Below are 22,855 nucleotides of genomic sequence, written 5' to 3'. Positions count from 1 at the left end.
CCATGGCTCGCAGTTTTGCAAGCAGCTAGCGGCTAGCGGGTGTAGGCTTCCCACTTGTCCTGGTGGTGCTCACCGTCGACGAAGCGGATGGTGCCGGACTTGGCACGCATCACGATCGACTGGGTGTGGATGCGGCTGTTCTTGTAGCGCACCCCGCGCAGCAGATCGCCATCGGTGATGCCGGTCGCCGCGAAGTAGCAGTTGTCCGAGGTCACCAGGTCGTTGGTGGTCAGCACGCGGCCCAGCTCGTGGCCTGCGTCGATGGCCTTCTGCTTCTCATCGTCGTCGGTTGGCCACAGGCGGCCCTGGATCACGCCGCCCAATGCCTTGATGGCGCAGGCAGTCACGATGCCCTCGGGGGTGCCGCCGATGCCCATCAGCGCGTCAACGCCGGTGCCTTCGCGGGTTGCGGCAATGGCGCCGGCAACGTCGCCGTCCATGATCAGCTTGGTGCGCGCACCAGCCGCGCGGATCTCTTCGATCAACCCGGCGTGGCGTGGGCGGTCAAGGATGGTCACGGTCACTTGGCTGATCTTCTTGCCCTTGGCCTTGGCGATCAGGTGCAGGTTCTGCTTCACCGGCAGGCGGAGGTCGACAAGCTCGGCTGCCTCTGGCCCGGTGACCAGCTTCTCCATGTAGAACACTGCCGAAGGGTCGAACATCGAACCGCGGTCGGCAACAGCCAGCACGGACAGGGCGTTGTTCAGGCCCAGGGCGGTGAGCCGGGTTCCGTCAATCGGGTCAACTGCGACGTCGCACTCGGCGCCGGTTCCATTGCCAACCTGCTCGCCGTTGAACAGCATCGGAGCTTCGTCTTTTTCGCCTTCGCCAATCACGACAACGCCATTGAAGTTCACGGTGGACAGCAGGCCGCGCATAGCGTCGACTGCGGCACCGTCTGCGGCGTTCTTGTCACCGAAACCAACCCATGGCGAGGAAGCGATGGCTGCCGCTTCGGTTGCGCGCACCAGCTCCAGTGCCAGGTTGCGGTCCGGCTCCGCGTCGGAAACCGACAGTCGCGGAGAAAGGTGGGCAAAATTGTTCTTTTCGGTCACGAAAGATCCCATCACTGAGTCGTAGTCATTGCGCCTATGCAAACAAGGCCATTCTATCCCCTAGGGTTTTCCCTTTACAGTTCGTGTCGGGCGCGCCTGATCATCGGTGGACGTGCGATTGGGCACTCCAGTTCGAATTACACAGAATCTTCGGGGAGAATGGAAGGCGTGGAACCTGAGAACAACACCGAGAACAACGCCCAGGCAGCCGCCAATGCGGCAAGCGGTACGCAGATGCCTGCCACGGCTCGTCGAAGCCTCGACGATCCCAACGCCACCTTCGAGGACCTGCCGTTCAAGCCGCAGCTGACCGAGAAGCAGGCCAAGCGCGCGAACCAGACCTTCAAGGGCATGGTGCTGTCCATCGGTTTCACTATTGCCATCCTCATTCCGGTGCTCATGCTCAACCCTGCGCCCAAGGACGACGCGTTTGAAAGCGACGTCAACCTGCAGGCCACCGCAGAACAGACGGAGAAGATTTCAGGCTTTGAGATCTTCGCCCCGGAATTGGGCGAGAAGGAATATGCGAACTTCGCCCGCTGGCAGGCTAATACCGCACAGGGCGTCCCCTATTGGGAATGCGGACTGGTCTTCGAGAACAAGGACTTCGTGTGGGTTCGCCAAGCCGCTGAAGCCAACCCGACCTGGATTGCCCTGATCACCGATGCGGCGGTGCCAACCGAGACCCGCACCATCGGCGGAGCCCAGTGGGAAGTGCGCACCAAGGACCAGGGCACCTACCTGATCTCCGAGTTCAAGGACTCCACCGTGGTGCTGTCCAGCGACACCTCTGACGAGCAGCTGAACGTTGTTGCTGAACAGGTTGCCAGCGAACTGGGTTAAGTCACGTTCACGGGGATAGCCAGTCACATATTCGATATTCGAATACATTCCCGTAGAATCTGAGTCATGCACGCAGAATCAAAAAAACCATCCATGACTCCTCAAGAGGCGTGGGAAAAGCTCAGCGCAGGAAATTTCCGTTTCGTCAATGACGATACCCAGCACCCTAACCAGGACAGTGCACGACGCGAGAAGCTGATTTCCGGCCAGGAACCCTTCGCTGTCATCTTCGGCTGCTCGGATTCCCGGCTTGCCGCTGAGATCATTTTCGACGTGGGATTGGGTGACATGTTCGTGGTGCGTACCGCGGGCCACGTCCTGGACCCGGCTAGCCTCGGTTCGCTGGAATTCGCCGTCGACATCCTCAACGTCCCATTGATCGTAATCCTCGGGCACAACTCCTGCGGTGCGGTCACCAGCGCCATCAAGGTCAAGGAATCGGGCAACATGCCCAAGGGCTTCGTGCGCGACCTCGTTGAGCACATCACCCCATCGGTCCAGGCCGCCGAGCGCAAGGGCATCACCGACGTGAACGGCACCGTCGTCGAGCACGTCAAGCAGACCACCGACCGCCTCGTCGATTTGTCCAGCATCATTGCGCTGGCTATCGAAGAAGGCCGGACCGCAGTCGCGGGCGTGTCCTACCACCTGCACGATGGCCGAGCCCAGCTGGTCTCCAGCCTGGGTCTCGACTAAGAACTCGAAGTTCTCGGGAAAAGCCTTGTAAAACGGCTTTTATTCCCATTTCGGCGAAGCGTCACTGTTGGTTGTGATGTTTACGTCAGAGCCCTGTCCTTTGATTGCGGTTCGGGCGTACTCTGGGCTCATGACTAACAGTGACGATTTCCGCATCGAACATGACACCATGGGCGAAGTCCGGGTTCCGGCTCAGGCCCTGTACCGCGCGCAAACCCAGCGCGCCGTCGAAAATTTCCCGATCTCGGGCAAGACCCTGGAATCCTCGCATATCAAGGCCCTGGCCCAGGTCAAGAAGGCCGCCGCCCAAGCCAATCTGGCGCTGGGGGTGCTGGATGAAGAACGCGCCACCGCCATCGTGGCCGCGGCCGATCAGGTCGCTACCGGCCAATACGATGAGCACTTCCCGATCGACGTCTTCCAGACCGGATCCGGAACCAGCTCGAACATGAACACCAATGAGGTGCTCGCCGAACTGGCAACCCGCGCCCTGGAGGCCAAAGGCAGCGGCACCGAGGTCCACCCGAACGACCACGTGAACGCGTCGCAGTCCTCCAACGACGTCTTCCCCACCTCCGTGCACGTTGCCGCCACCGGAGCGCTGATCAAGGATCTGGTCCCGGCGTTGGGCACCCTGGCCTCCGCACTGGAAGCGAAGTCTGCCGAGTTCAAGGATGTAGTCAAATCCGGCCGCACCCACCTGATGGATGCCACCCCGGTCACCCTTGGCCAGGAATTCGGCGGCTATGCAGCACAGGTCCGCTACGGCATTGAACGCATCGAAGCCGCGCTGCCGCGAGTTGCCGAAGTTCCCTTGGGCGGCACCGCAGTAGGCACCGGTATCAACACTCCGGATGGCTTCCCCCAGCGGGTCATCGAATTCCTCCGCGAAGACACCGGGCTGCCCATCACCGAGGCGCGCAACCACTTCGAAGCCCAAGCCAACCGCGATGGCCTGGTCGAGGCATCGGCTGCTTTGCGCACCATCGCGATCTCGTTGATCAAGATCGCCAACGACCTGCGCTGGATGGGCTCCGGCCCGAATACCGGATTGGGCGAAATCGCGATCCCAGACCTGCAGCCCGGTTCCTCCATCATGCCCGGCAAGGTCAACCCGGTCATCTCGGAGGCAACCATCCAGGTGGCAGCCCAGGTCATCGGCAACGACACGGCCATCGCCTGGGCCGGGACCAACGGAGCCTTCGAGCTGAACGTGGGCATCCCGGTCATGGCCTCGAACCTGCTCGAATCCATTCGCCTGCTCTCCAACACTTCGACGGTGATGGCTGAGAAGATGATCGACGGCATCAAGGCCAATGTGGAACGCGCGCGCTTCCTGGCCGAGGCTTCCCCATCGATTGTCACCCCGCTGAACAAGCTCATCGGCTACGAGAATGCCGCCAAGATCGCCAAGAAGGCTGTGGCCGAGTCGCTGACCGTCCGCGAAGCAACCATCGCGCTGGGCTTCGTCGAGCGCGGCGAAGTCACCGAGGAGCAGCTCGATGCGCTGCTGGATGTTTCCACCATGGTGGGCAAGCACTAGCACCGAGCTATTCCAAGCTCAGCTACCGCGGACAGTTGCCGGCAACTGGCCGCGGTAGCTTGCTTAATCAGTTGGGGCGCAGCTAAATGAGCCGCCGTGGGGTGCCTCCAGCGAACTAGACCAGTTCAATCCAATAGCGTCGCAGGTCCTCCCGGGAGCCGAAGCGAGGACCGATTTCGGAAACCGGAGCGATGCTTTCGAGGACTCCTCCGCAAGCTTCAATAGTTCTCGCCGAAGCAATATTGGAGTCGTTGCACGTGAGCATGACTCGTGGCAGGCCCAGGTTGCGCGCCTGTTCCAAGGATCCGGCGAGCGCGATTCTGGCCAGGCGGTTTCCGCGGGCACTCGGGCGTATTCCATAGCCGATATGCCCGCCAACTTCGCGGAGGAAATCATTGCCCAGCTCATGACGCAAGCTGGCTGCACCCAAGTATTCATCGCCATGCACTAGCCACAGTGTGCTTTGCGCGACGAAACCTTCTGGTGGCGTGAAGTTCGGCGTTTCCAGATCCTTGAGCAGCTGGACCCATTGAGCGAAGTCGTCCGCGTTGTGCAGATCCCAGCCGTATTTGGCAGCGAAGAAGACCGAGGCGCCGTCTTGATCCGTTCCCGCCCATTCAGCAGTGCTCCGTATGAAAGAAGCGTGGAGTGAGGCAGTTGGTTCAATCAGTTCGATCCCAGTCATGGAACAAGCCTATGCTCATGCCATCGGCAAGTGATTGCCGGACTCATCAGCTGGCGAAGTATCCGCCGGGCCGCGGGTCCAGTGCCCACTGCACAGCCCGCTCATGCAGCGGCGGGAGCTCTGGCCGCTCAGCGAGCTCGAAATATCCCACTTCCAGGTTCTCGTCATCGTTGACCCTCGCATCGCCGGAGAGGTGGCGGGCTTTGAAAACCACATCGAGGTACTGGGCGTGGTCCCCATTGGGATAAACCGTTGGCGCGGTCACTCCGACACCCAACAGGTCCGTGATCTCGCATTCAACGCCGGTCTCTTCCAGGACTTCGCGATGCGCAGTGTGCGATGGTTCTTCGCCAGGGTCGATAATCCCCGCCGGCAGGGTCCATTGCCCATTGTCGGCACGGCGCACCAGCAGCACTCGGCTGTCCCGGAAGACAACAACTTTCACCCCGGAGAGCCACAGCGGTTCATGTCCGATACGTTGCCGAAGATGGGTGATGAATTCAGGAGTTGCCATGATTTCATCGTGCCATAAGCAGTACTGCCAATGCTCCAACCAGCATGAAGGGACCGAAAGGGACAGCTGATTTCAGGGTCAATTTCCGCACTGCCATTCCCCCGATCACCCAGCAGGTCGCCAGCACGAAGGTCAGCACGGTTGCGAAGAACAAGCTGGGCACAGAATAGTAGCCCAGGTTCAGTCCCAGCACTCCGGCCAGCTTCACATCTCCCATGCCCATGGCGCCGGCGGAGATCAGCGTAATGAGCAGATATCCTCCGCCCAGCAGCAGCAACCCCAGCAGGCCCATGAGCACGCCGTGAGCATCAGAACGGAGGATGCCCAGCAACACGATCACCACGGTGCTGGCCGCCAGCCAGTACGCGATAAGTCGATTGGGCAGGCGATGCGTTGCGATGTCTTGCCTGGCCAGGAGGAACCCGAAGCCGGCAAAGCAGGTCAGCTGGACAACGACTGCTGCCGCGACCGCCGGGCCTTCCTGGGCTACGTTCCAAATTTCCGACATGTGTAGAGCATAAGCATGTCCACGCCTGTGCGGCAGAGGGGTGTTCCCCTTGTGAATAATTCTGCCGCTTCTACAATTAGGGTATGGACGTTCCTGCAGTTCCACTTCTTTTCCCCGGGCAGTCTGCCCCTGAATCCGCTGCTCGGCGCCGTTTCCGCGCCCTGGCCCGTTCAGCCCCTTGGCTGAGCACCTCGCTGCAGTTCCAGGTCCAGGTCCCGGGCGAATACGCCAAGCCGGAAGATGGCTTGGAAGGAACGCTGACCGCCATCATCCGCCAGCGCGAAGCCATTGCCGTGCGTTCGGCAGATGGGCAGCTGGTGTACCAGCAGGAGAAGTTCACCGCGGACCGCAGCCGCGGCTATGTCGCTGCCACGAATTCCTCCTGGAAGCTGCCTGCCTCACTGACCTCCCCGGTGTACACCTCGGACCAGTTGATATTGCGCCGTCCAGATATTTCCGGCTTCAACGGGCTGCTGCCACTGGAGCATTGGGAATCGATGCTCGATCCCGTGGAGCTTGCCGGAACCGAGCCCGCCTCGCATGATCTGGCATTCGACCACCCCACCTACATCCACGAGCTGGCCGAGATCACCCACGACGGCCGGCCAGCGCTGGCCGCCGTCCTCACCGCGGGGCATACCTACCAGCCCACGCTGGCCAGCGCTCCCCTGGTTCCCGAAGGTGCTCGGACACTCTTGGTCCTGGATCTGGCAACCGGCGTCTGCCTGAACCGCCGGGTGCTGGCCGCCCCTTCCGGAATGCCGCCGGCCCCGGAACTCTCGCTCCAGGTTCTCGCGCACAACGAGTACTACATCGATTCGCTGTTCACGGCCCCAGCTCCCACGCTGACCGATGTCCGGGCACCGATTCCGTGGGAGCTGCGCAGCGAACGCCGGTCCTAGGCCAGCGTCGGAGTATCCAGCAGGTTGGTGACCAGCGCGGCGATCGCAGAGCGTTCGGATCGGGTCAGGGTCACATGCCCGAAGAGCGCGTGCCCCTTGAGCTGTTCCACCACCGCGGCGACGCCGTCATAGCGGCCCACATGCAGGTTGTCGCGCTGCGCCACGTCATGGGTGAGCACCACCTTGGAATTCTGCCCGATGCGCGAGAGCACCGTGAGCAGCACATTGCGTTCCAGGGACTGGGCTTCGTCGACGATGACGTAGGAATCATGCAGCGAACGCCCGCGGATGTGGGTCAGCGGCAGCACTTCCAGCATCCCGCGTTCCACCACTTCATCGATGGCGTTCTTCGACACGATCGACCCGAGGGTATCGAAGACCGCCTGGGCCCACGGTCCCATCTTCTCCCCTTCGGATCCGGGCAGGTAGCCCAATTCCTGGCCGCCGACAGCGTACAGGGGACGGAACACGGTGATCTTCCGGTGCTCCCTGCGTTCAAGCACCGCTTCCATGCCGGCGCACAGCGCCAACGCGGACTTGCCGGTGCCGGCGTTGCCGCCCAGCGAGACGATGCCCACGGAAGGGTCCATCAGCAGGTCCAGGGCGATGCGCTGCTCCGCGCTGCGGCCGTGCAGTCCGAAGGCCTGCTGGTCTCCGCGCACCAGCTTCACGGTATTCACATCCACCTTGCGGCCCAGGGCGCTTCCGCGCGGTGAGGTGATCACGAAGCCGGTGTTAATCGGTTCATCGGCTGCCGCAGGGTGGTTCAGCACCTGCTCATGCTCGTAGAGCTTGGCCATGGTCTCTTCATCCAGGTCCAGCTGCTGGATGCCGGTCCACCCGGTCGAGGCGATCAGCTCATTGCGGTACACCTCGGCATGGATCCCCATAGCCGAGGCTTTGATGCGCATCGGCAGATCCTTGGTCACCAGGGCAACGTCGAGGCCTTCATTCAGCAGGTGCTTGGCGACAGCCAGGATGCGTGAATCGTTATCGCCTGAGCGCATGCCTACCGGCAGGACCTCGGGGGCAATATTATTCAATTCGATGCGCAGCGTTCCACCGGTCTTGGACACTGGCACCGCCTGGGCCAGCCCGCCATGGCTGGCGATCAAGTCATCAAGCAGCCGCAAGGCCTGGCGTGCGAAGAAACCCAGATCCGGGTCCTTGCGCTTGTTTTCCAGCTCGGTGACTACGGTCAGCGGAATCACGACATGGTGCTCATCGAATTGGAACATGGCTTTCGGATCGGAAAGCAAGACCGACGTATCAATGACGTAGGTTCGTACACCCTGTTCGGCTGTTCGTGTCATGGCAGCGCACCCATTCTCGAATCCGGCGTGGGGACTCTCCCCACGCGTCAGTGGGGAATCCCGGCACCGGATGCCCAAGGCGATTCCGGAAAGCAATCCGGCTGGCGCTGCATTTGGTCATCTAGTGTGGAACCCTTCGCTCAGCTGGGACTTGATGCCCCAGCCTTATGATCACTTTAGACCCCGAAACGCCACCAAGAGACGACGCACACACTACGTTCAGGTAACGATTAGTTGAACAGCCGAGCCTGGCGCAACGCGCTCGGCTCAGGTTCCGAAGCGGCGCTGGCGGTCAGCGAAGTCGCGCAGGGCGCGCAGGAAGTCAACGCGGCGGAAATCCGGCCACAGCGCCTCGCAGAAGTAGAACTCCGAGTAGGCGCTTTGCCAGGTCAGGAAGCCGGACAGGCGCTGCTCGCCGCTGGTGCGGATCACCAGGTCCGGATCCGGCTGGCCCTTGGTGTAGAGGGCCGATTCGATGTCTTCGGTAGACAGGCCCTCGGCTAGCTCGTCGATCGTGCGCCCATCCTCGGCGGCCTTGCACAGCAACGCCTTGAACGCATCGAGGATCTCGCGGCGCCCGCCGTAGCCGATGGCCACGTTCACATGGACGCCGGTGCGGTTGGCAGTCACGGTTTCCAGGGCGGCGAGCTTCTGCGCCAAGTCCTCAGGCAGCAGGTCCTTCGCTCCCACCTGCTGGACCTTGACCCGGTTGGTCTCGCCCAGCCGGTCCAGGGTCGAGCCGATGACCTCTAGCAGGTCGCGCAGCTCGCCGGCTTCCCGGTTGAGGTTGTCGGTGGAGAGCATGTACAAGGTGACCATCTTGATATCCAGGTCCTCGCACCAGTCGAGGAATTCCAGGATCTTGTCGGCACCGGCCTGGTGGCCCGCCATGGTCGGGGTGCCGGCCAGCTTGGCCCACCGGCGGTTGCCGTCGACCATCACGCCAATATGGTGCGGAAGCTTGTCGGCTGGAAGGGACTTCGCCAAGCGCCGTTCATAGTAACGGTACGCAAGGTTCGGTAGCTGCACCTTGTCCCTTCCTTTCGGTAGATTCCAAAACTCTAGATTCTAAATCTACCGCTATTTATCACCAAGCGCGGGCATCTGCCCGCCGCACCGCGTCCACGGCGGACGCTTCGCCCTGGACTCAGGCGTCCTTTCCGGAGGCGAACAGCGAGAAGAATCCGTCCATCCCGGCCACTGGCATCTGGCACAATTCCTCGCGGCACGGCTGGATCTGCAGGCCGTTCTCCGCGCCGGGCAGCGACGGATCGTGACGCACAATCATCCCCAGGCTCAACGCCACGGAACGCACGCGCTTGGCTTCTGCCGAATCCCACTGCGACAGCGCAAGATACTGGACGGGGCTGGAAACGATGCATTGCACTTCCAAGGCGGTCGCCACCTGTGTCGGCGCATCGCTGGCCAACGCCAGCGCATGGGCCGAGAGCACGCGGGCGCTGTCCAAGGCCGCCGCATCAGCTTCGCTGTACTCCCCTACAGCCATGGACTGCAGCGCATGCATTGCCAACGCCTTGGCGTAGAGCGCCCCCGAAGCCGGCAGCGCGTCATCAAGCACCGTGACCGCAGCGATGTTGCCGCGCTGGGCGGCGATCCGCGCATCGGCACCCACCGCGTCGCGCGGCACCCCGGTTTCCGGATCCACGAAGTCGGCTGCACGTCCCAGCAACTGGCTGGCCCTCGCTGCCCACTGCTTCTGGCCGCTGGCCTGGCCCAACGCCAAGAAGCCCAGGGCCAAGGCGGCGTAGTCCTGCAAGGTGCCCTCGTTGCCGTGCTCGGCACGGTTGGAGAAGCTCACCCGAGCCAGCCGTCCGGCACGCTCATCCCACTGCATCTGCCACACAGAATTGGCCGCCTTCTCGGCGAGCTCCAGGGCCCTCGGCTGGTCCAGCAGCAGCGCGGCTTCAGCCAGGGCTTCGATGGCCAGGCCATTCCAGCCGGCGATCACCTTTTCGTCGCGGACCGGCATGATCCGCGAGCGGCGCAGCGCCCGCATTGCCTCGCGCAGTTCCTGCAGGACGCCCAGTTCGCTCGGCTCGGGCACCCGCAGCAGCGAGAAGCAGAAATTCTGCGGGTCCTCGGCCACCGGCGCGAAACGCAGCAGCCCCTTGGGCAGGCGATGAATCAGCGGGTCGGAGACCAGCGCCATCTCCTCGCGGTTGAAGGTGTAGTACGCACCTTCGATCTGCTTGCCATCACGGGATGAATCGGCATCCAGCGACGCGGCGAAGGCCGGAGCGGCGGACGACGCGGTGAGCAGTTCCTCGTTGAGGAAATCGATGATGCCTTCGGCGCTGCGCCGGGCCAGTCCTGCAAGCTTCTGCGCGCGCTGGGCCGCTTCCCCTTCGGAGGTACGGGAGAATTCGGCGGCCAGCACGCTGGTGCGTGCCGCCAGCGACAGCAGCCCGGCATTGTCGTAGAGCATCTTCTCGAAATGCGGGACCGACCAGTTCTCGTCGACGCAGTAGCGGGCGAAACCGCCCTCAACGTGATCCTGCAAGCCGCCGAGGAACATCGCTTCGAGGTGGGTGGCCGCGGCAGTGAAGGCCTCTTCGGCGCGATCCGGGGTGGTGATTACTGCACGCCACAGTGTTTTCAGGGCCCAAGTCGGAGGGAATTTGGGTGCAGGGGTGAAGCCGCCTTCCGGCTTGGTGCCGGCGATCCACCGGTCCAGCGCTGCCCCGAAGGCCTTGTCCGCTGGTTCCTGGGATTGCAGGGACAACAGCGAGCTTTGGCGGCTCCCGAGTTCGGCCAGATGCCCGGCGAGCATCTGGGCCTGCTCTTCCAGCGCTTCGCGCTTGGTCTCCCAAGCCTCATGGACCGCATCGAGCACTTGGCGGAAGCTCGGGGTCTTGCCGCGGGGCTCCTTCGGATAGTACGTGCCGGCATGCACGGTTCTCCCGTCGGGCAGCGCGAAAATGGTCATCGGCCAGCCTCCGGCACCGGTGAGCGCCTGGGTGGCCAGCATGTAGGTGTCGTCGACGAGCGGATGCTCTTCGCGGTCGACCTTGATGGCGACGAAGTTCTCGTTCAGCAGCGCCGCGATCTCGGGATCGTCGAAGGACTCGTGGCTCATCACGTGGCACCAGTGGCAGGCCGCGTAGCCGATGGAAAGCATCACAGGTACGTCGCGCAACCGGGCCTGTTCGAAGGCTTCGTCCCCATAGGGGAACCAGTCGACTAGTTGATGCGAATGCTGTCTGAGGTATTGGCTGGATGAGCCAGCGAGTCGTTGTGCCACGCAATCATGCTATCGCGCAGCTCACAAAGCTCCTACTGCTGCTCGTCGGTCTTCGGGTCGTGCGGCTCATCGGGTTCCTGGAGCTTGCGCTCTTCGCCCTTGGACACCATCTCCTGCTGCTTTGCCTCTGCTTCCGAGGTGTAGCGCACGCGGCGGACACGGCGGATCATGTCGCGGATCAGGAAGATCACGGCAACGACCATGGCTGCGGTGAAAATGAATCCGAGGAATCCTGGACCGTAATCGCTGGCGGTCTCCGTGCCGAAACCCAAGGTCGAGGAAGTCAGAGCCAAGGATTCAAAGATCGTATTCACGATGTAAAGACAACTCATTTCTAGTACTGGAAAAGCGCTTAGTACTATCTTAGTCCGGCGAACAGGTCGGTCTCGGGCAACTCGGTGGCTACCTTGGAGGAGATCAGCGTGTAGTCCTCCCACGGCCAATGCTCCGCGTAGACGTGTTCCGGCACGGCGAAGAAGAAACCTTCCGGATCAATCTGGGTTCTATGCGCCAGCAACGCCTGATCGCGCTGCGAGAAGAAGTCCGCGCAGTGGATCTGGGTGGTCGTGGTGTGTGGGGAAACCCACTTGAACATCTGGTTGCCTTCGTCCGCTTCCCACTGCGCAACGCGCTCGGTGTACGGGGATTCGTACCCGGCTTCCAGCATCGCGTAGTGCAAGGTGCGGAAGCGATCCGAGGCGAAGGCACGGTCGTAGTACAGCTTGCTGACCGACCACGGGGCGCCCAGCTCCGGGTACATTTCAGGATTGGCCGCATGCTCGAAGGCAAAGGTGGAAACCTTGTGGCAGTGGATATGGTCTGGGTGGGGGTAGCCGCCATTTTCGTCATAGGTCGTGATGACATGTGGACGGAATTCCCGGATCAGCTTGATGATCCCGGCAGCGGCGATTTCAACTGGCTGCAAGGCGAAGGCACCAAAAGGCAGCTCGGGCATCGGATCGCCTTCCGGCAGGCCGGAGTCGACGTAGCCCAGCCAGCGGTGCTTGACGCCCAGGACCGCAGCGGCCTCGGCCATTTCGGTGCGACGAACGCCCGCGAGGTCGCGGTGCGCATGGGCGAGTTCGCCAGCGGCGGCGTTGAGGATATCTCCGCGCTCTCCGCCGGTGCAGGAAACGACCATGACCTCGGCACCGGCATCGACATAGGCGGCCATCGTTGCGGCGCCCTTCGAAGATTCGTCATCCGGGTGCGCGTGAATAGCCATGAGCCGCAGACCCTGCGAAGGAGCAATTTTCTTCACGTCGTGAATCTCCACTTATCTTCTTTCCTTATGCCACGTTTTTGGACAGCCCGAAGCCTTAAATCTGCCCGTCATCCATAACAACTCATAGCCGACCACCGGTTATTCCCCCATGCCGAAAGACGGTAAACTTGAGCAGGGAACCTCTATACGGCATTCCCTATTCAAATTCCGCCAGGCAAGAGAGTGGTGCAAGGCAAGTAATGTCTGATCCAAGCTTAACGGCTCGCTACAACAACCCCAAGAAACGCAGTCTTCCTAAGAAAACGCGTAATTGGCTGATTGCTGCCGCGCTCTCCGTCGGCGTTGCCGGGGCCGCTTATTTCGGCTTCAGCAACTACACCGCCATCCAGGCGCAGGACATCGAGTTCGAGGTCGTTTCCGCAACCCAGGCCAAGGCCATTGTCGCGGTTGAATACAACGCCAAGCACCGCGTGCAGTGCGACATTCGAGCGATGAATGAATCCAAGGCGATTGTCGGTTACGAAACCGTATTGCTTGATCCAGGAGAAGCTACCGGGCACATCACCCAGCGCCTGGATGTCGACCTGCACACCGATAACCTTGCGACCACGGTTGGCGTGGAGTCCTGCTACGAGGTTCCGCAAGAATACAAGGGTTAACATTTCAGCTTGTTCATCCCCTAATAGCTGAATCTATTGGGCTTAAAGCGTTTTGGCGACTACTATCGTTGAAAAGATACGTTTCGCCCCGCATCGGCGCATGGTTCTAGCAAAGCAAAAGGACATGAGCCTAGCGGGGTCTTTGCTTGCATCTCCAATAACGTGCGAGCCCGCAGATCCGTACCGAATCCGACTTCGTCGACGCCACCGTTCCGGTGGCGTTCGGCTTTAGGACCTGTTGCAGGTTCCCAAGGCAGAGCGAAGTCCCTACTGACCAAAGGAAGTACAACGTGAGCACCAACAGCAACGAACCTGTCGTTTGGCTGACTCAGGAAGCCTACGATCGGCTCCAGGACGAACTGACTTTCCTCTCAGGCCCGGGACGTGCCGAGATCGTTGCCCGTATCGAGCAGGCACGTTCGGAAGGTGACCTGAAGGAGAACGGCGGTTACCACGCCGCTCGTGAAGAGCAGGGCAAGGCTGAAGCCCGCATCCTGTACCTGAAGGATCTGCTGCGTCGCGCCGACGTAGGCGAAGCTCCTGCCGATGACGGAGTTGTCGAGCCTGGCATGCTGGTAGTCGCCAATATCGCAGGCGACGAAACCACCTTCCTGTTCGGCTCCCGCGAAGTCGCCGGCGACACCGACCTCGAGGTCTACTCCGAGCAGTCCCCTATCGGCGTTGCCGTGCACGGCGCCAAGGTGGGCGACAAGCTGTCGTACCTGGCACCAAACGGCCGCGACATCAAGGTTGAGATCATCTCCGCGAAGCCTTACCAGGCCTCGTAACAGGATCCACAGAAAAGCGCGATGGCCGCCACCCCTGCGGGGTGGCGGCCATCGCGCTTTGCTGCTCGTGGCTAGGCGACCGAACCGCCAGCCGTGTTGGTGACCTGCGGGTCGAAGCCCTCGGCACGCAGGTTGTTCAGCACCGTCTTGGAATGCTCATGGCCCTTGGTTTCCAAATCGATGGTGATCGCGACATCGCCCATGGACAGCGAACCGCCGATGCGGGTGTGGTCCAGGCGGGTGACGTTGGCATCTGATTCGGCGATGATGTTGGAGATCTGCGCCAGCGAACCGGGACGGTCCGGAAGCATCATCCGGATGGTCAGGAAGCGGCCGGCCGCAGACAGGCCGCGCTGGATCACCTTGAGCATCAGCAGCGGGTCGATATTGCCTCCGGAAAGGATTACAGCGGTGGTTGCCGGGTTGATCCCGTGTGCCTCCAGCTTGTTCTCCAGCAGGGCCGCGACGCCCACCGCGCCAGCGGGTTCCACCACGAGCTTGTTGCGTTCCAGGAGCACCACCAAAGCACGCGCAAGCGTATCTTCCGATACCGTCACCACGTCGTCGACCAATTCCTTGATGATCGTGAACGGCAGCTGCCCCGGCTTGCCGACGGCGATGCCATCGGCAATGGTGTGCACGGTATCCAGCGGGACCAATGCGTCAGCGGCCAGTGATGGCGGGTAGGCCGCGGCGTTTTCCGCCTGGACGCCCACCACCTTGATCTCGCGGCCCAGTTCGCGGGCCTTCTCCTTCAGCGCGATGGCAACGCCGGCCAGCAGCCCGCCGCCGCCCACGCCCATCAGCACGGTGTCGACCTCAGGCAGTTGCTCAAGCAGCTCCAGGCCGATGGTGCCCTGTCCAGCGATGATGTCCGGGTGGTCGAAGGGATGCACGAAGACTGCGCCGGATTCGTCGGCGAAACGCTGCGCCTCGGCCAGCGCTTCATCGACATTGTTGCCGAACAGCACGACTTCCGCGCCATGGTCACGCGTTGCGGTCAGCTTCGGCAGCGCGACGCCTAGCGGCATGTAGATCCGCGCCTTGATGCCGAGGTGGCTGGCGGCCTGGGCGACGCCCTGCGCGTGGTTGCCTGCCGATGCGGCGACGACGCCGCGCGCCTTCTCCTCGTCGCTGAGCTTGGACATGCGCACATAGGCGCCGCGGACCTTGAAGGATCCGGCGCGCTGCATATTCTCGCATTTGAGGAAGACTTCGGCGCCAACGTGCTGGGAGAGCACGCGGGAGTGCTCCACCGGGGTGCGGGCAATGACCGGCTTGAGTACTTCGGCCGCGGCTTCGATCTCAGCCAGCGTTACGGGCAACGTAGTTTCAGTGCTCATGGTTTATTCCTCATCTGCTGTGGGCTCAGGGTGCCGGGACTCCGGAGAAGCTTGTGGGGCGGGGGCGGCGCCTGCAGCCGTTGCGGCTGGGCTTGCCTTCCCCGGGTCGCTGGTTTTGGGACTGTCCGCCGCGATCTGGCTACCGTAGAGCTCAATCACGAAGTCATCGGTTTCCCAGGCTCTGCCCGACAGGTATTTCGCGACCGCGTTGATCACTGCCAGCAGCGGTACCGCGAAGAGCGCGCCGGGAATGCCTGCGAGCATCGTGCCCCCGGCGACGGCCAGGACGACTGCCAGCGGGTGCAGGCTGACTGCCTTGCCCATGATCAGCGGCTGCAGGATATTGGATTCGGCTTGCTGGACCAGCAGCACGACGGCCAGCATGATCAGCGCGTTGATCCAGCCATTGGCGACCAGGGCGAGCAAAACTGCCAGGGCGCCGGTAAACAGCGCACCGACGATCGGGATGAAGGAGCCGACGAAGACCAGCACGCCCAGCGGCATCGCCAGCGGCACGCCGAGGAAGAAGGCGCCGAACCCGATGCCGATAGCGTCGATCAGCGCCACCACCATCTGGACGCGCACGTAGCGGACCAGCGAGCCCCAGCCGCGGGTCAGGGCCCCGTCCATCGCCGGGCGGGCGCGGCGCGGCAAGAGGTTCACCAGGAACAAACCGATCTTGCGTCCGTCGAGCAGCAGGAAAATCAGCGCGAAGACTGCCAGCAAGGTGCCGGTCAGGATCTGCCCGATCGCGGAAGTCCAGCTGATGGCCTCGCTCAGGATGTTGGTGGCATTGCCGCGAAGCTGGACCAGGGCGTCGTCCAGCACGTTTTGCAGGTCGTCATTGGTCAGCTTGAGCGGGCCGTTGAACAGCCAACCCTGGACCTGCTCGATGCCCGACAGGGCTTGGGTCCACAGGGCGGTGAATCCGGCTGAGAGCTTTTGCCCTGCAACCGAGAGTCCAGCTGTAACTAGCGCCAGGAACCCGATGAGCGTAATGCCGACGGCCAACCCGCGGGGCACCGCCAGCTTGCGGTTCATCGTGTTCACGACCGGTGAGAGCAGCCCGGCCAGCAGCGCCGCGACGAGAACCGGGATGACAAGCAGGGAGACTTTTGACAGCGCCCACACCAGTACGCCCACGGCCGCGACGATGATCAAAAAACGCCAGGCCCACGCGGCTGCCATGCGCACTGCGTAGGGCATGTCCTCGGCGCTTTTGAAATCCGTCAGGTCTGGGCTCGGTGCGGCAGGGATTTCCGCCGGCTTGCTCGGAAGCGAGACACGAATACGGCGTAGACGTTCCAACCGGCTGCTTTTCATGGAACTACGCTATCGCGTTTGCCAGACAGCGTCTTGATCCATGTCTCAATTGTGACAAATTCCAAAGACCAGTGCCCGATATGGGCACTGGTCCTAGAAATCTAATTCAATATGTGTATTTCACTCCGCCGCAGGTAACCAGATTGCGCAGGCCGCCCAATCCTGGACATGGGGCGTGGAAGCCGCGGTTCATCAGGCGTTTCGCGCACCCTTGCTCCGGCGGCGCATGACAGCTTCAAGGACCTTTTCCTCGGCGTCTTCGCCGGGCTTGATTCCGGCTGGCACCTTGAAGAAGTAGATTGCGCCCAAGGCCCACCAGATGGCGAAGATGGCCCATGGTTCCCAGCTCAATGATGCAGGCATGCCCGGCATGTACAGGCTGAAGAGCGCAGCGGTAAGCAGGACCGAAATCCAGCCGATGACCGCTCCAGCATTTCCGGTGCCGCCGACGCGCAACGGCCGGTCCATCTTCGGTTCGCGCTTGCGCAGCACCAGGAAGGTGACCGAGACCAGGAAGTAGGCAACGATGATGCTTGGCGCTCCCGAATCAACGAGCCATCCCAGCATTTCGGCACCGAAGAATGGGGCCAGCATTGAGATTCCGCCGATGAAGACCAGGGCGTTGGCCGGGGTGCGGTACTTGGGATGCAGTTTGCCGAACCAGGATGGGAGCATGCCGCTGCGGGCCAGCGAGTAGACCAGCCGGGAGGCTCCGAGCAGCAGCGAGTTCCACGAGGTCAGGATGCCGGCGATGCCGCCGGCGATCAGCACCTTGGCCATCAGATCCGAACCGAACAAGGCTCCGAACGCATCCGCCGTTGCAATGTCGGCTCCGGCCAGTTGCGCTGCCGGCATCGCCGAGGACGTGGTCAGGACGACCATCACGTACCAGACGGTGGCTAGGATGACGGAGAGGACCACGAGCTTGCCAATTTGCTTGGCCGGAATCTTCACTTCCTCGGCAGACTGCGGAATCACGTCGAAGCCGATGAACAAGAAGGGCACGGCCACCAGTACGGCAAAGAACCCGCTGGTTCCCGGGGTGAAGAACGGTTCCATGTTCTTGGCTTCGCCACCGGCAAAGGCCCCGGCTATCATCAAGAGGCCGATGGCCACGAGGAACAGCACCACGAAAGTCTGCAGCACCCCGGCTTGCTTCACGCCGCGAATATTGATCCAGGTGATGATGATTGCCGACAGCACGCCGACCAATGCCCAGGTCAGGTTTACTTCAAAACCGGCAATGGTCCACAGGGGAATCCGGCTCATGCCGGGGAAGATGTATTCCACGGTCCGCGGCAAGGCGACCGCTTCGAAAGCCACGATGGTCACGTACCCGCCGGTGATCGCCCAGGAACCGATAAATGACGGCCGGGCTCCCAAAGCACGCAGGATGAAGTTGTGCTCGCCGCCGGCTTTCGGCATGGCCGCGGTCAGTTCGGCATAGGTCAAGCCGACGACAGCCATGATGCCACCGCCAACGACCATGGCCAGCACAGCGCCCATGGTGCCAGCGTTATCCAGCCATCCACCGGTGAGCACCACCCAGCCGAAGCCGATCATCGCTCCGAACCCCAGGGCCAGGGCATCCAGGTTGCCCAGGGACTTCACCAGACCCGGCGAATTTCCTTCTGCTTGCTCGACTGCCATTGCGCTCTTCCCTGTCAAAATAACTGTGAGTTGGATAACTGAATAGCTACAGGGAAATCTAACCAAGGATTCGCGTAGCTGCCCAATCAGCTGTCATTTTCCATCGCATTGGCGGTTTCGGCAGTACATATTGGATTCATATTTGAACAGCCGCTTAATACAGAAAGACCAGCGCCCTGAATGGGCGCTGGTCCTTGTAAGCTGTGCTGCTGCGGCTAGTCGTCGCCGCGCAGGATCGCGAGGATGCGTAGGATCTCGGTGTACAGCCAGATCAGAGTCATGGTCAGGCCGAAGGCACCGCGCCAAGCCATGATGGCCGGAGCGCCCTGGTTGGACAGTTCCTCGATCATGGTGAAGTCGGCAACCAGTGCGTAGGTTGCCAGCAGTACGGCAACGACACCGATAACCAGGCCGAGCACGCCACCGCGCATGCCGAACATGCCGTCGATCACGCCGGTGAGCATCAGGACCATGTTGAGCAGCGAGAAGACGATCAGGCCCACCATGCCGATCATGAACATCTTGTTCAGCTTAGGCGTCATCCGGTACTTGCCCGAGCGGTACAGCGCCAAGGTTACGCCGGCAACACACAGGGTCGCAAGCACCGCCTGGATGGCGATTCCCTGCATGCCTTGCATGTTCTCGAGGAAACCGGACAGACCGCCGAGGAACAAGCCCTGGGCTGCAGAGTACAGGAGGATCAGCACTGGCGATGGGCGCTTCTTGAAAGCGTTAACCAGGCCGAGGACGAAACCAACCAGGGCGCCTGGCAGCATGAGTGCCGGCATGACCCAACCAATCGCGGCGCCAACGACAACCAAGGCCAGGCAGAACACGGTCTTGTTGATAGTGTCACCGATGGTCATGCGGCCTGTGTCGGCACTGGTTGCGGCAGGCTGCTGGTACATCTGATTCAGCTGGTCTGCGCTCATGTTTTCGGTGTCGCGGAATCCAACAGGACTTCCAGGCTTGGTTCCCCAAGCATCGGAGCGGCTGCTAGAACCAAAAATTGGATTGCCCAATGTCATTCCCCTATAGATTGCGAATTCGCCAGCCGCTTGGCTAGCTGAAGATCTTTTGCTTAATCCTATTGAGGATTGCTGTGAAATCACTCAGTCGGAAGGATGATATAGGGCAATCTCCCGAGGAAAAACTACTCTCTCAGCGATATTCTTGAAACTTCCAGCATCATGGTTGCGTCAGACGAAAATATGGTCGAGGAACGATGCCGGAGGGTGGACGGCGAACGTGCCCTTGCTGGCGGCAAGAGAAAAGACCGATGCGGACCGGAAAATCCGGAACACGTCGGCCTTACTCTGTACCCCCAGTGGGACTCGAACCCACAAGCCTTGCGGCAGCTGATTTTAAGTCAGCCGTGTATGCCAATTCCACCATAGGGGCAGGACTCTCAAATTTTACGTGATCGGCAAAGCAAATAGAAAATTCAGCTTTGCTGACGCATGCGAGGAGCCAATCGCTTGGCCCCTCGCATCATCGTCGATCATCTGCGTCCCAAGCCTACTTCTTTGGCTTGGCCGACTCCTCGAAAGCGGTGCGTGGCGCTTCGAGGTTGTTCAGCTGCAGCGCATCGCGCTTGAAGAACAACGCAACCAGCCAGTCGCCGACAACGCGGAACTTGCGCTCGAAGGTTGGCATGGCCATGCCGTGGTAGCCACGGTGCGCCATCCATGCTGGCCAGCCCTTGAGCTTGATGCCGACAACCTTGGCAACGCCCTTGTTCTTGCCGAAGCCGGCGACCGCGCCGAGGTTCTTGTGCTTGTATTCCTTGATGGTGCCAACGCCGTAGCGGGCAGCATACAGGTTCTTCGCCAACAGCTTGGCCTGGCGCACAGCGTGCTGCGCGTTCGGAACGCAGGTGCCGTCTGGCAGGCCACCGGTGACGTCCTTGACTGCCGAGATGTCGCCGGCTGCCCAGGCGCCTTCCAGCGGTTCGCCGTTGGCGTCCTTGATGCGCAGGTCGGTGCGGGTCTCGATGCGGCCGCGCTGCTCGATCGGGAAATCGGTGGAGCGGACCATCGGGTTGGCCATGACGCCAGCGGTCCAGATCAGGGTGTCTGCACCGAACTCGCCCGCTGGGGACTTGTCAGCCATGTTGATCAGTTCCAGGTTGCCTTCTTCAGCGTTGTTCAGCGAAGTGTTCAGCAGTACCTCGATGCCGCGGCTGCGCAGGTGCTCGACAACCCACTCGGCCTGCTCCGCGGTGACCTCTGGCATGATGCGGCCCATGGCCTCGACGAGAACGAAGCGTGCTTCCTTTCCGTCAATGCGGTCATTGAGCTTGATCAGGTGGCGAGCCATGTCTTCGAGCTCGGCGATGGTTTCGATGCCGGCAAAGCCGCCACCGACAACGACGAAGGTCAGTGCGCGCTTGCGGGCCACTGGATCAGTCATGTTCGAAGCGGACTCGATGCGCTCGGCAACCTTGTTGCGCAGGGCGACGGCCTCTTCGATGGTCTTCAGGCCGATGCCGGTTTCAGCCAGGCCGGAGATCGGGAAGGTACGGGTAACCGCACCAGCGGACATCACGATGTCGGTGTACTCCAGCTCGAACTGCTCGCCATTGACCGGAGCAATCACGGCCTTCTTGTTGGCGTGGTCGACGCTCAGCACGCGGCCGTTGACCAGCTCGGAGTGCTTCAAGTGCTGGCGGTGCGAGACCACAACGTGGCGTGGCTCGATCTGGCCACCTGCAACTTCTGGCAGGAAAGGCTGGTAAGTCATGTAGGGGTTCGGGTCGACAACGGTGACGATGCCGCCGTGTGCCTTGACCTTCTTCTGCAACTTCATCGCGACGTACAGGCCAACGTAGCCACCGCCGACGATCAGGATGCGCGGACGCTTCTGGGAGGTTTCGATGATCGACATACTGTTGATTCTACGCGGATTTTCCGAGTTAGTGAAAACATTCACTAACGAATTTCGTTCGGTGCGTCACGTCTTCGCAAGGCTGCGGAGCTTCCTGCCGGCACAGCCTGCATCCAGCGGTCGAATTAACTGCCGGCAAGCGCGCAAAAGCGGGGTGGATCTTCAGGATCCACCCCGCTGGAAACGCTATTTACTTCTCTTCTTCGGGAATCTCGTCGAACAGGTCCCGTCCATCTGACTGGTCCGGGACTTGCAGCGAGCTCAACGACGCCGAACCGAGCTGCGCCGCGGCCTTCTCGCGTCGGCGGCGCACCAGGGTCTGGGTGGAGCCGGCAATGAGCACCAGCAGCAGGAGCACTCCCCCGCCCACGATGAGCACCGGCTGCAGCGCCGGTGCCGAGTCGTCCGGAAGGATCGGCTTGGGCGCAGCGACCTGCTTGAGGTCCGATTTCTCCATCGAAACACCCGGAGCCGGGGTATCGGTGGTCTTCTCGGTGTTGCGGCGATGCACTCGGATCCACTCGCTGATCGTGCCCAGCGGGTTTTCCGAAACTGCAGGGACGGTCGCCGTCACCGCAGCCTGGGCATCGATGATTCCGTAGCCGTAGAGGTTGTCCACGCCGGGTGCGCCGGTGTCCTTGGCAGTCTTCAGGATGCGGTTGATGACCTCGGGAGCCTTCATCTCCGGGTACTGCGAGCGGATCAGCGCTGCCACGCCGGCCACCAGCGGGGCCGCGCCGGAGGTGCCCGACCAGCGTGCGTAGCCGTCATCCGGCAAGCCGCCGACCAATTGCTCGGCAGGGGCCGCCACGCCGATGGAGATGCCTTCGGTCGAGGAATCCTGCGACGCCTTGCCGCTGGTATCGACGCCGGCCACGGTCAGCACCCCGGGAATGGTCGCCGGGGCGCCCACCTGGCTCATGCCGCCCGAACGGTTGCCCGCCGCTGCGACAATGACGACGTCATGGTCTTCTGCATACTTGAAGGCGTCATCCCAGCTTTCCGGCCACGCCGGGCTGGTGGAGCCCAGGGACATGTTGATGACCTTGGCTCCGGAATCCACGGCCCACTTCACCGCGCGGGGAATCTGGGTTTCCACCGGAATCTTCGACGGGTTGCCCTCGCCCATCCACAGCGACACTGACAGCAGATCCGCTGCCGGGGCGACGCCGAGCACGCCGTCCTTGCCGCTCTTCAGCTTGGGAACCTTTTCGTATTCAGGCTCCTCGGGAATGTCCTCGTCTTCTTCCTCGGCGTGCTTCTTGGCCTTTTCCCACGCGGCCTTCAAGCGCTCGTTCTCGGATTTGATCCGCTTGATCTCGCCCTTGTTGTTCCCGCGTCCTGCGAGCAGGGTCGCCACCAGGGTGCCGTGCTCGCTCATTACGCCAATCGGCTTGTTGCCTTTTTCGCCGCCCGAGCCGGACATGTCCGCACCGCCGACCACAGCACCCTTCAGATCCGGATGAGTGGTATCGATGCCGGTGTCGATGACCGCGACCTTGACGCCTTCGCCCTTGGTCGTCTTGTGCGCTTCGGTCACGCCCAGGGAATCGAGCCAGTACTCGGACTCGCGCATGTTGTCGGCGCGGGCCGGAGCGCCCACGCTGAGCAGGGTGGCCGCCAGCAGTGCTGCGACGAGCAGAGAGCTGAGCTTTATCAA

21 protein-coding genes and 1 tRNA gene are annotated in these 22,855 nt (G+C 61.8%); 6 read left to right on the top strand and 16 right to left on the bottom strand.

All coding sequences use genetic code 11. The features are described from left to right. Positions 1-32: 32 nt before the first annotated feature. Positions 33-1,067, bottom strand: coding sequence for a class II fructose-bisphosphatase (glpX, locus tag F0M17_RS03930; protein WP_066139805.1), 1,035 nt, complete (start codon positions 1,065-1,067; stop codon positions 33-35). 156 nt (positions 1,068-1,223) lie between these two features. Here glpX and F0M17_RS03925 point away from each other — a divergent pair, with 156 nt between their 5' ends. The 3 genes from F0M17_RS03925 to F0M17_RS03915 all read left to right on the top strand — a co-directional run bounded on the left by F0M17_RS03925 (position 1,224) and on the right by F0M17_RS03915 (position 4,137). Further along, positions 1,224-1,898 carry a DUF4245 domain-containing protein gene (locus F0M17_RS03925; protein WP_066139808.1) on the top strand — a complete coding sequence of 225 codons (675 nt, stop codon included), beginning with the start codon at positions 1,224-1,226 and terminating at the stop codon, positions 1,896-1,898. Positions 1,899-1,991: 93 nt separating this feature from the next. Next, positions 1,992-2,594 carry a carbonic anhydrase gene (locus tag F0M17_RS03920; RefSeq protein ID WP_038989892.1) on the top strand — a complete coding sequence of 201 codons (603 nt, stop codon included), beginning with the start codon at positions 1,992-1,994 and terminating at the stop codon, positions 2,592-2,594. 130 nt (positions 2,595-2,724) lie between these two features. Further along, entirely contained in the window at positions 2,725-4,137 is a 1,413-nt protein-coding gene (locus tag F0M17_RS03915; protein WP_149596461.1) for a class II fumarate hydratase, read from the top strand. 115 nt (positions 4,138-4,252) lie between these two features. Here F0M17_RS03915 and F0M17_RS03910 read toward each other — a convergent pair whose 3' ends face one another. Genes F0M17_RS03910 through F0M17_RS03900 form a run of 3 tightly spaced genes read right to left on the bottom strand, consistent with a single transcriptional unit; the run spans position 4,253 to position 5,844 of the window. Beyond that, on the bottom strand, positions 4,253-4,822 hold the full coding sequence (locus F0M17_RS03910; RefSeq protein WP_149596460.1) for a GNAT family N-acetyltransferase: 570 nt from the start codon (positions 4,820-4,822) through the stop codon (positions 4,253-4,255). A 46-nt stretch (positions 4,823-4,868) separates the two neighbouring features. Further along, positions 4,869-5,336 carry an NUDIX domain-containing protein gene (locus F0M17_RS03905; RefSeq protein WP_038989895.1) on the bottom strand — a complete coding sequence of 156 codons (468 nt, stop codon included), beginning with the start codon at positions 5,334-5,336 and terminating at the stop codon, positions 4,869-4,871. A 4-nt stretch (positions 5,337-5,340) separates the two neighbouring features. Next, positions 5,341-5,844 carry an A24 family peptidase gene (locus F0M17_RS03900; RefSeq protein WP_149596459.1) on the bottom strand — a complete coding sequence of 168 codons (504 nt, stop codon included), beginning with the start codon at positions 5,842-5,844 and terminating at the stop codon, positions 5,341-5,343. 83 nt (positions 5,845-5,927) lie between these two features. Between F0M17_RS03900 and F0M17_RS03895 the strand changes: the two genes are divergently transcribed. Continuing rightward, entirely contained in the window at positions 5,928-6,746 is an 819-nt protein-coding gene (locus F0M17_RS03895; RefSeq protein WP_066139822.1) for a hypothetical protein, read from the top strand. On the opposite strand, the gene F0M17_RS03890 is transcribed toward F0M17_RS03895, so the two are convergent. The 5 genes from F0M17_RS03890 to mca form a co-directional block, all read right to left on the bottom strand. Beyond that, on the bottom strand, positions 6,743-8,059 hold the full coding sequence (locus F0M17_RS03890) for a PhoH family protein (RefSeq protein WP_149596458.1): 1,317 nt from the start codon (positions 8,057-8,059) through the stop codon (positions 6,743-6,745). The two genes, F0M17_RS03895 and F0M17_RS03890, sit on opposite strands and share 4 nt — an antisense overlap. Positions 8,060-8,326: 267 nt before the next feature. Further along, positions 8,327-9,088 (bottom strand): isoprenyl transferase, encoded by a 762-nt coding sequence (locus F0M17_RS03885; RefSeq protein WP_149596457.1) that lies wholly within the window; start codon positions 9,086-9,088, stop codon positions 8,327-8,329. Positions 9,089-9,206: 118 nt separating this feature from the next. Then, on the bottom strand, positions 9,207-11,321 hold the full coding sequence (locus tag F0M17_RS03880; RefSeq protein WP_149596456.1) for a thioredoxin domain-containing protein: 2,115 nt from the start codon (positions 11,319-11,321) through the stop codon (positions 9,207-9,209). Between the two features lie 32 nt (positions 11,322-11,353). Continuing rightward, positions 11,354-11,635, bottom strand: coding sequence for a hypothetical protein (locus tag F0M17_RS03875; RefSeq protein ID WP_038989899.1), 282 nt, complete (start codon positions 11,633-11,635; stop codon positions 11,354-11,356). 44 nt (positions 11,636-11,679) lie between these two features. Then, entirely contained in the window at positions 11,680-12,546 is an 867-nt protein-coding gene (gene mca, locus F0M17_RS03870) for a mycothiol conjugate amidase Mca (protein WP_149597699.1), read from the bottom strand. Positions 12,547-12,785: 239 nt separating this feature from the next. Between mca and F0M17_RS03865 the strand changes: the two genes are divergently transcribed. Both F0M17_RS03865 and greA read left to right on the top strand, forming a co-directional pair. Then, positions 12,786-13,205 carry a DUF4307 domain-containing protein gene (locus tag F0M17_RS03865; protein WP_052253530.1) on the top strand — a complete coding sequence of 140 codons (420 nt, stop codon included), beginning with the start codon at positions 12,786-12,788 and terminating at the stop codon, positions 13,203-13,205. Positions 13,206-13,495: 290 nt separating this feature from the next. Continuing rightward, complete coding sequence (greA, locus tag F0M17_RS03860) at positions 13,496-13,993, top strand: transcription elongation factor GreA (protein WP_038989900.1); 498 nt, start codon at positions 13,496-13,498, stop codon at positions 13,991-13,993. Positions 13,994-14,064: 71 nt separating this feature from the next. Here the strand turns inward: greA and ilvA are convergent, their stop codons facing one another. From ilvA to F0M17_RS03825, 7 genes are all read right to left on the bottom strand, one after another. Beyond that, positions 14,065-15,336: a threonine ammonia-lyase gene (ilvA, locus tag F0M17_RS03855; RefSeq protein ID WP_121866317.1), complete on the bottom strand. Its 1,272-nt coding sequence runs from the start codon at positions 15,334-15,336 to the stop codon at positions 14,065-14,067. 3 nt (positions 15,337-15,339) lie between these two features. Beyond that, entirely contained in the window at positions 15,340-16,644 is a 1,305-nt protein-coding gene (locus F0M17_RS03850) for an AI-2E family transporter (RefSeq protein ID WP_246857128.1), read from the bottom strand. 207 nt (positions 16,645-16,851) lie between these two features. Next, complete coding sequence (locus F0M17_RS03845; RefSeq protein WP_141358042.1) at positions 16,852-18,309, bottom strand: APC family permease; 1,458 nt, start codon at positions 18,307-18,309, stop codon at positions 16,852-16,854. A gap of 215 nt (positions 18,310-18,524) precedes the next feature. Beyond that, positions 18,525-19,241, bottom strand: a complete 717-nt coding sequence (locus tag F0M17_RS03840) for a Bax inhibitor-1/YccA family protein (RefSeq protein ID WP_233125300.1) — start codon at positions 19,239-19,241, stop codon at positions 18,525-18,527. 387 nt (positions 19,242-19,628) lie between these two features. Beyond that, positions 19,629-19,710 (bottom strand) — tRNA-Leu (locus F0M17_RS03835). Positions 19,711-19,827: 117 nt separating this feature from the next. Further along, positions 19,828-21,195: an NAD(P)/FAD-dependent oxidoreductase gene (locus F0M17_RS03830; protein ID WP_149596454.1), complete on the bottom strand. Its 1,368-nt coding sequence runs from the start codon at positions 21,193-21,195 to the stop codon at positions 19,828-19,830. Positions 21,196-21,385: 190 nt separating this feature from the next. Then, positions 21,386-22,771 carry a S8 family serine peptidase gene (locus F0M17_RS03825; protein ID WP_246857171.1) on the bottom strand — a complete coding sequence of 462 codons (1,386 nt, stop codon included), beginning with the start codon at positions 22,769-22,771 and terminating at the stop codon, positions 21,386-21,388. Positions 22,772-22,855: the final 84 nt, after the last annotated feature.

The sequence above is a fragment of the Glutamicibacter sp. ZJUTW genome (genome assembly GCF_008370855.1).
GTDB lineage: Bacteria > Actinomycetota > Actinomycetes > Actinomycetales > Micrococcaceae > Glutamicibacter > Glutamicibacter nicotianae.
This window is presented reverse-complemented; position numbering and strand designations above follow the sequence as displayed.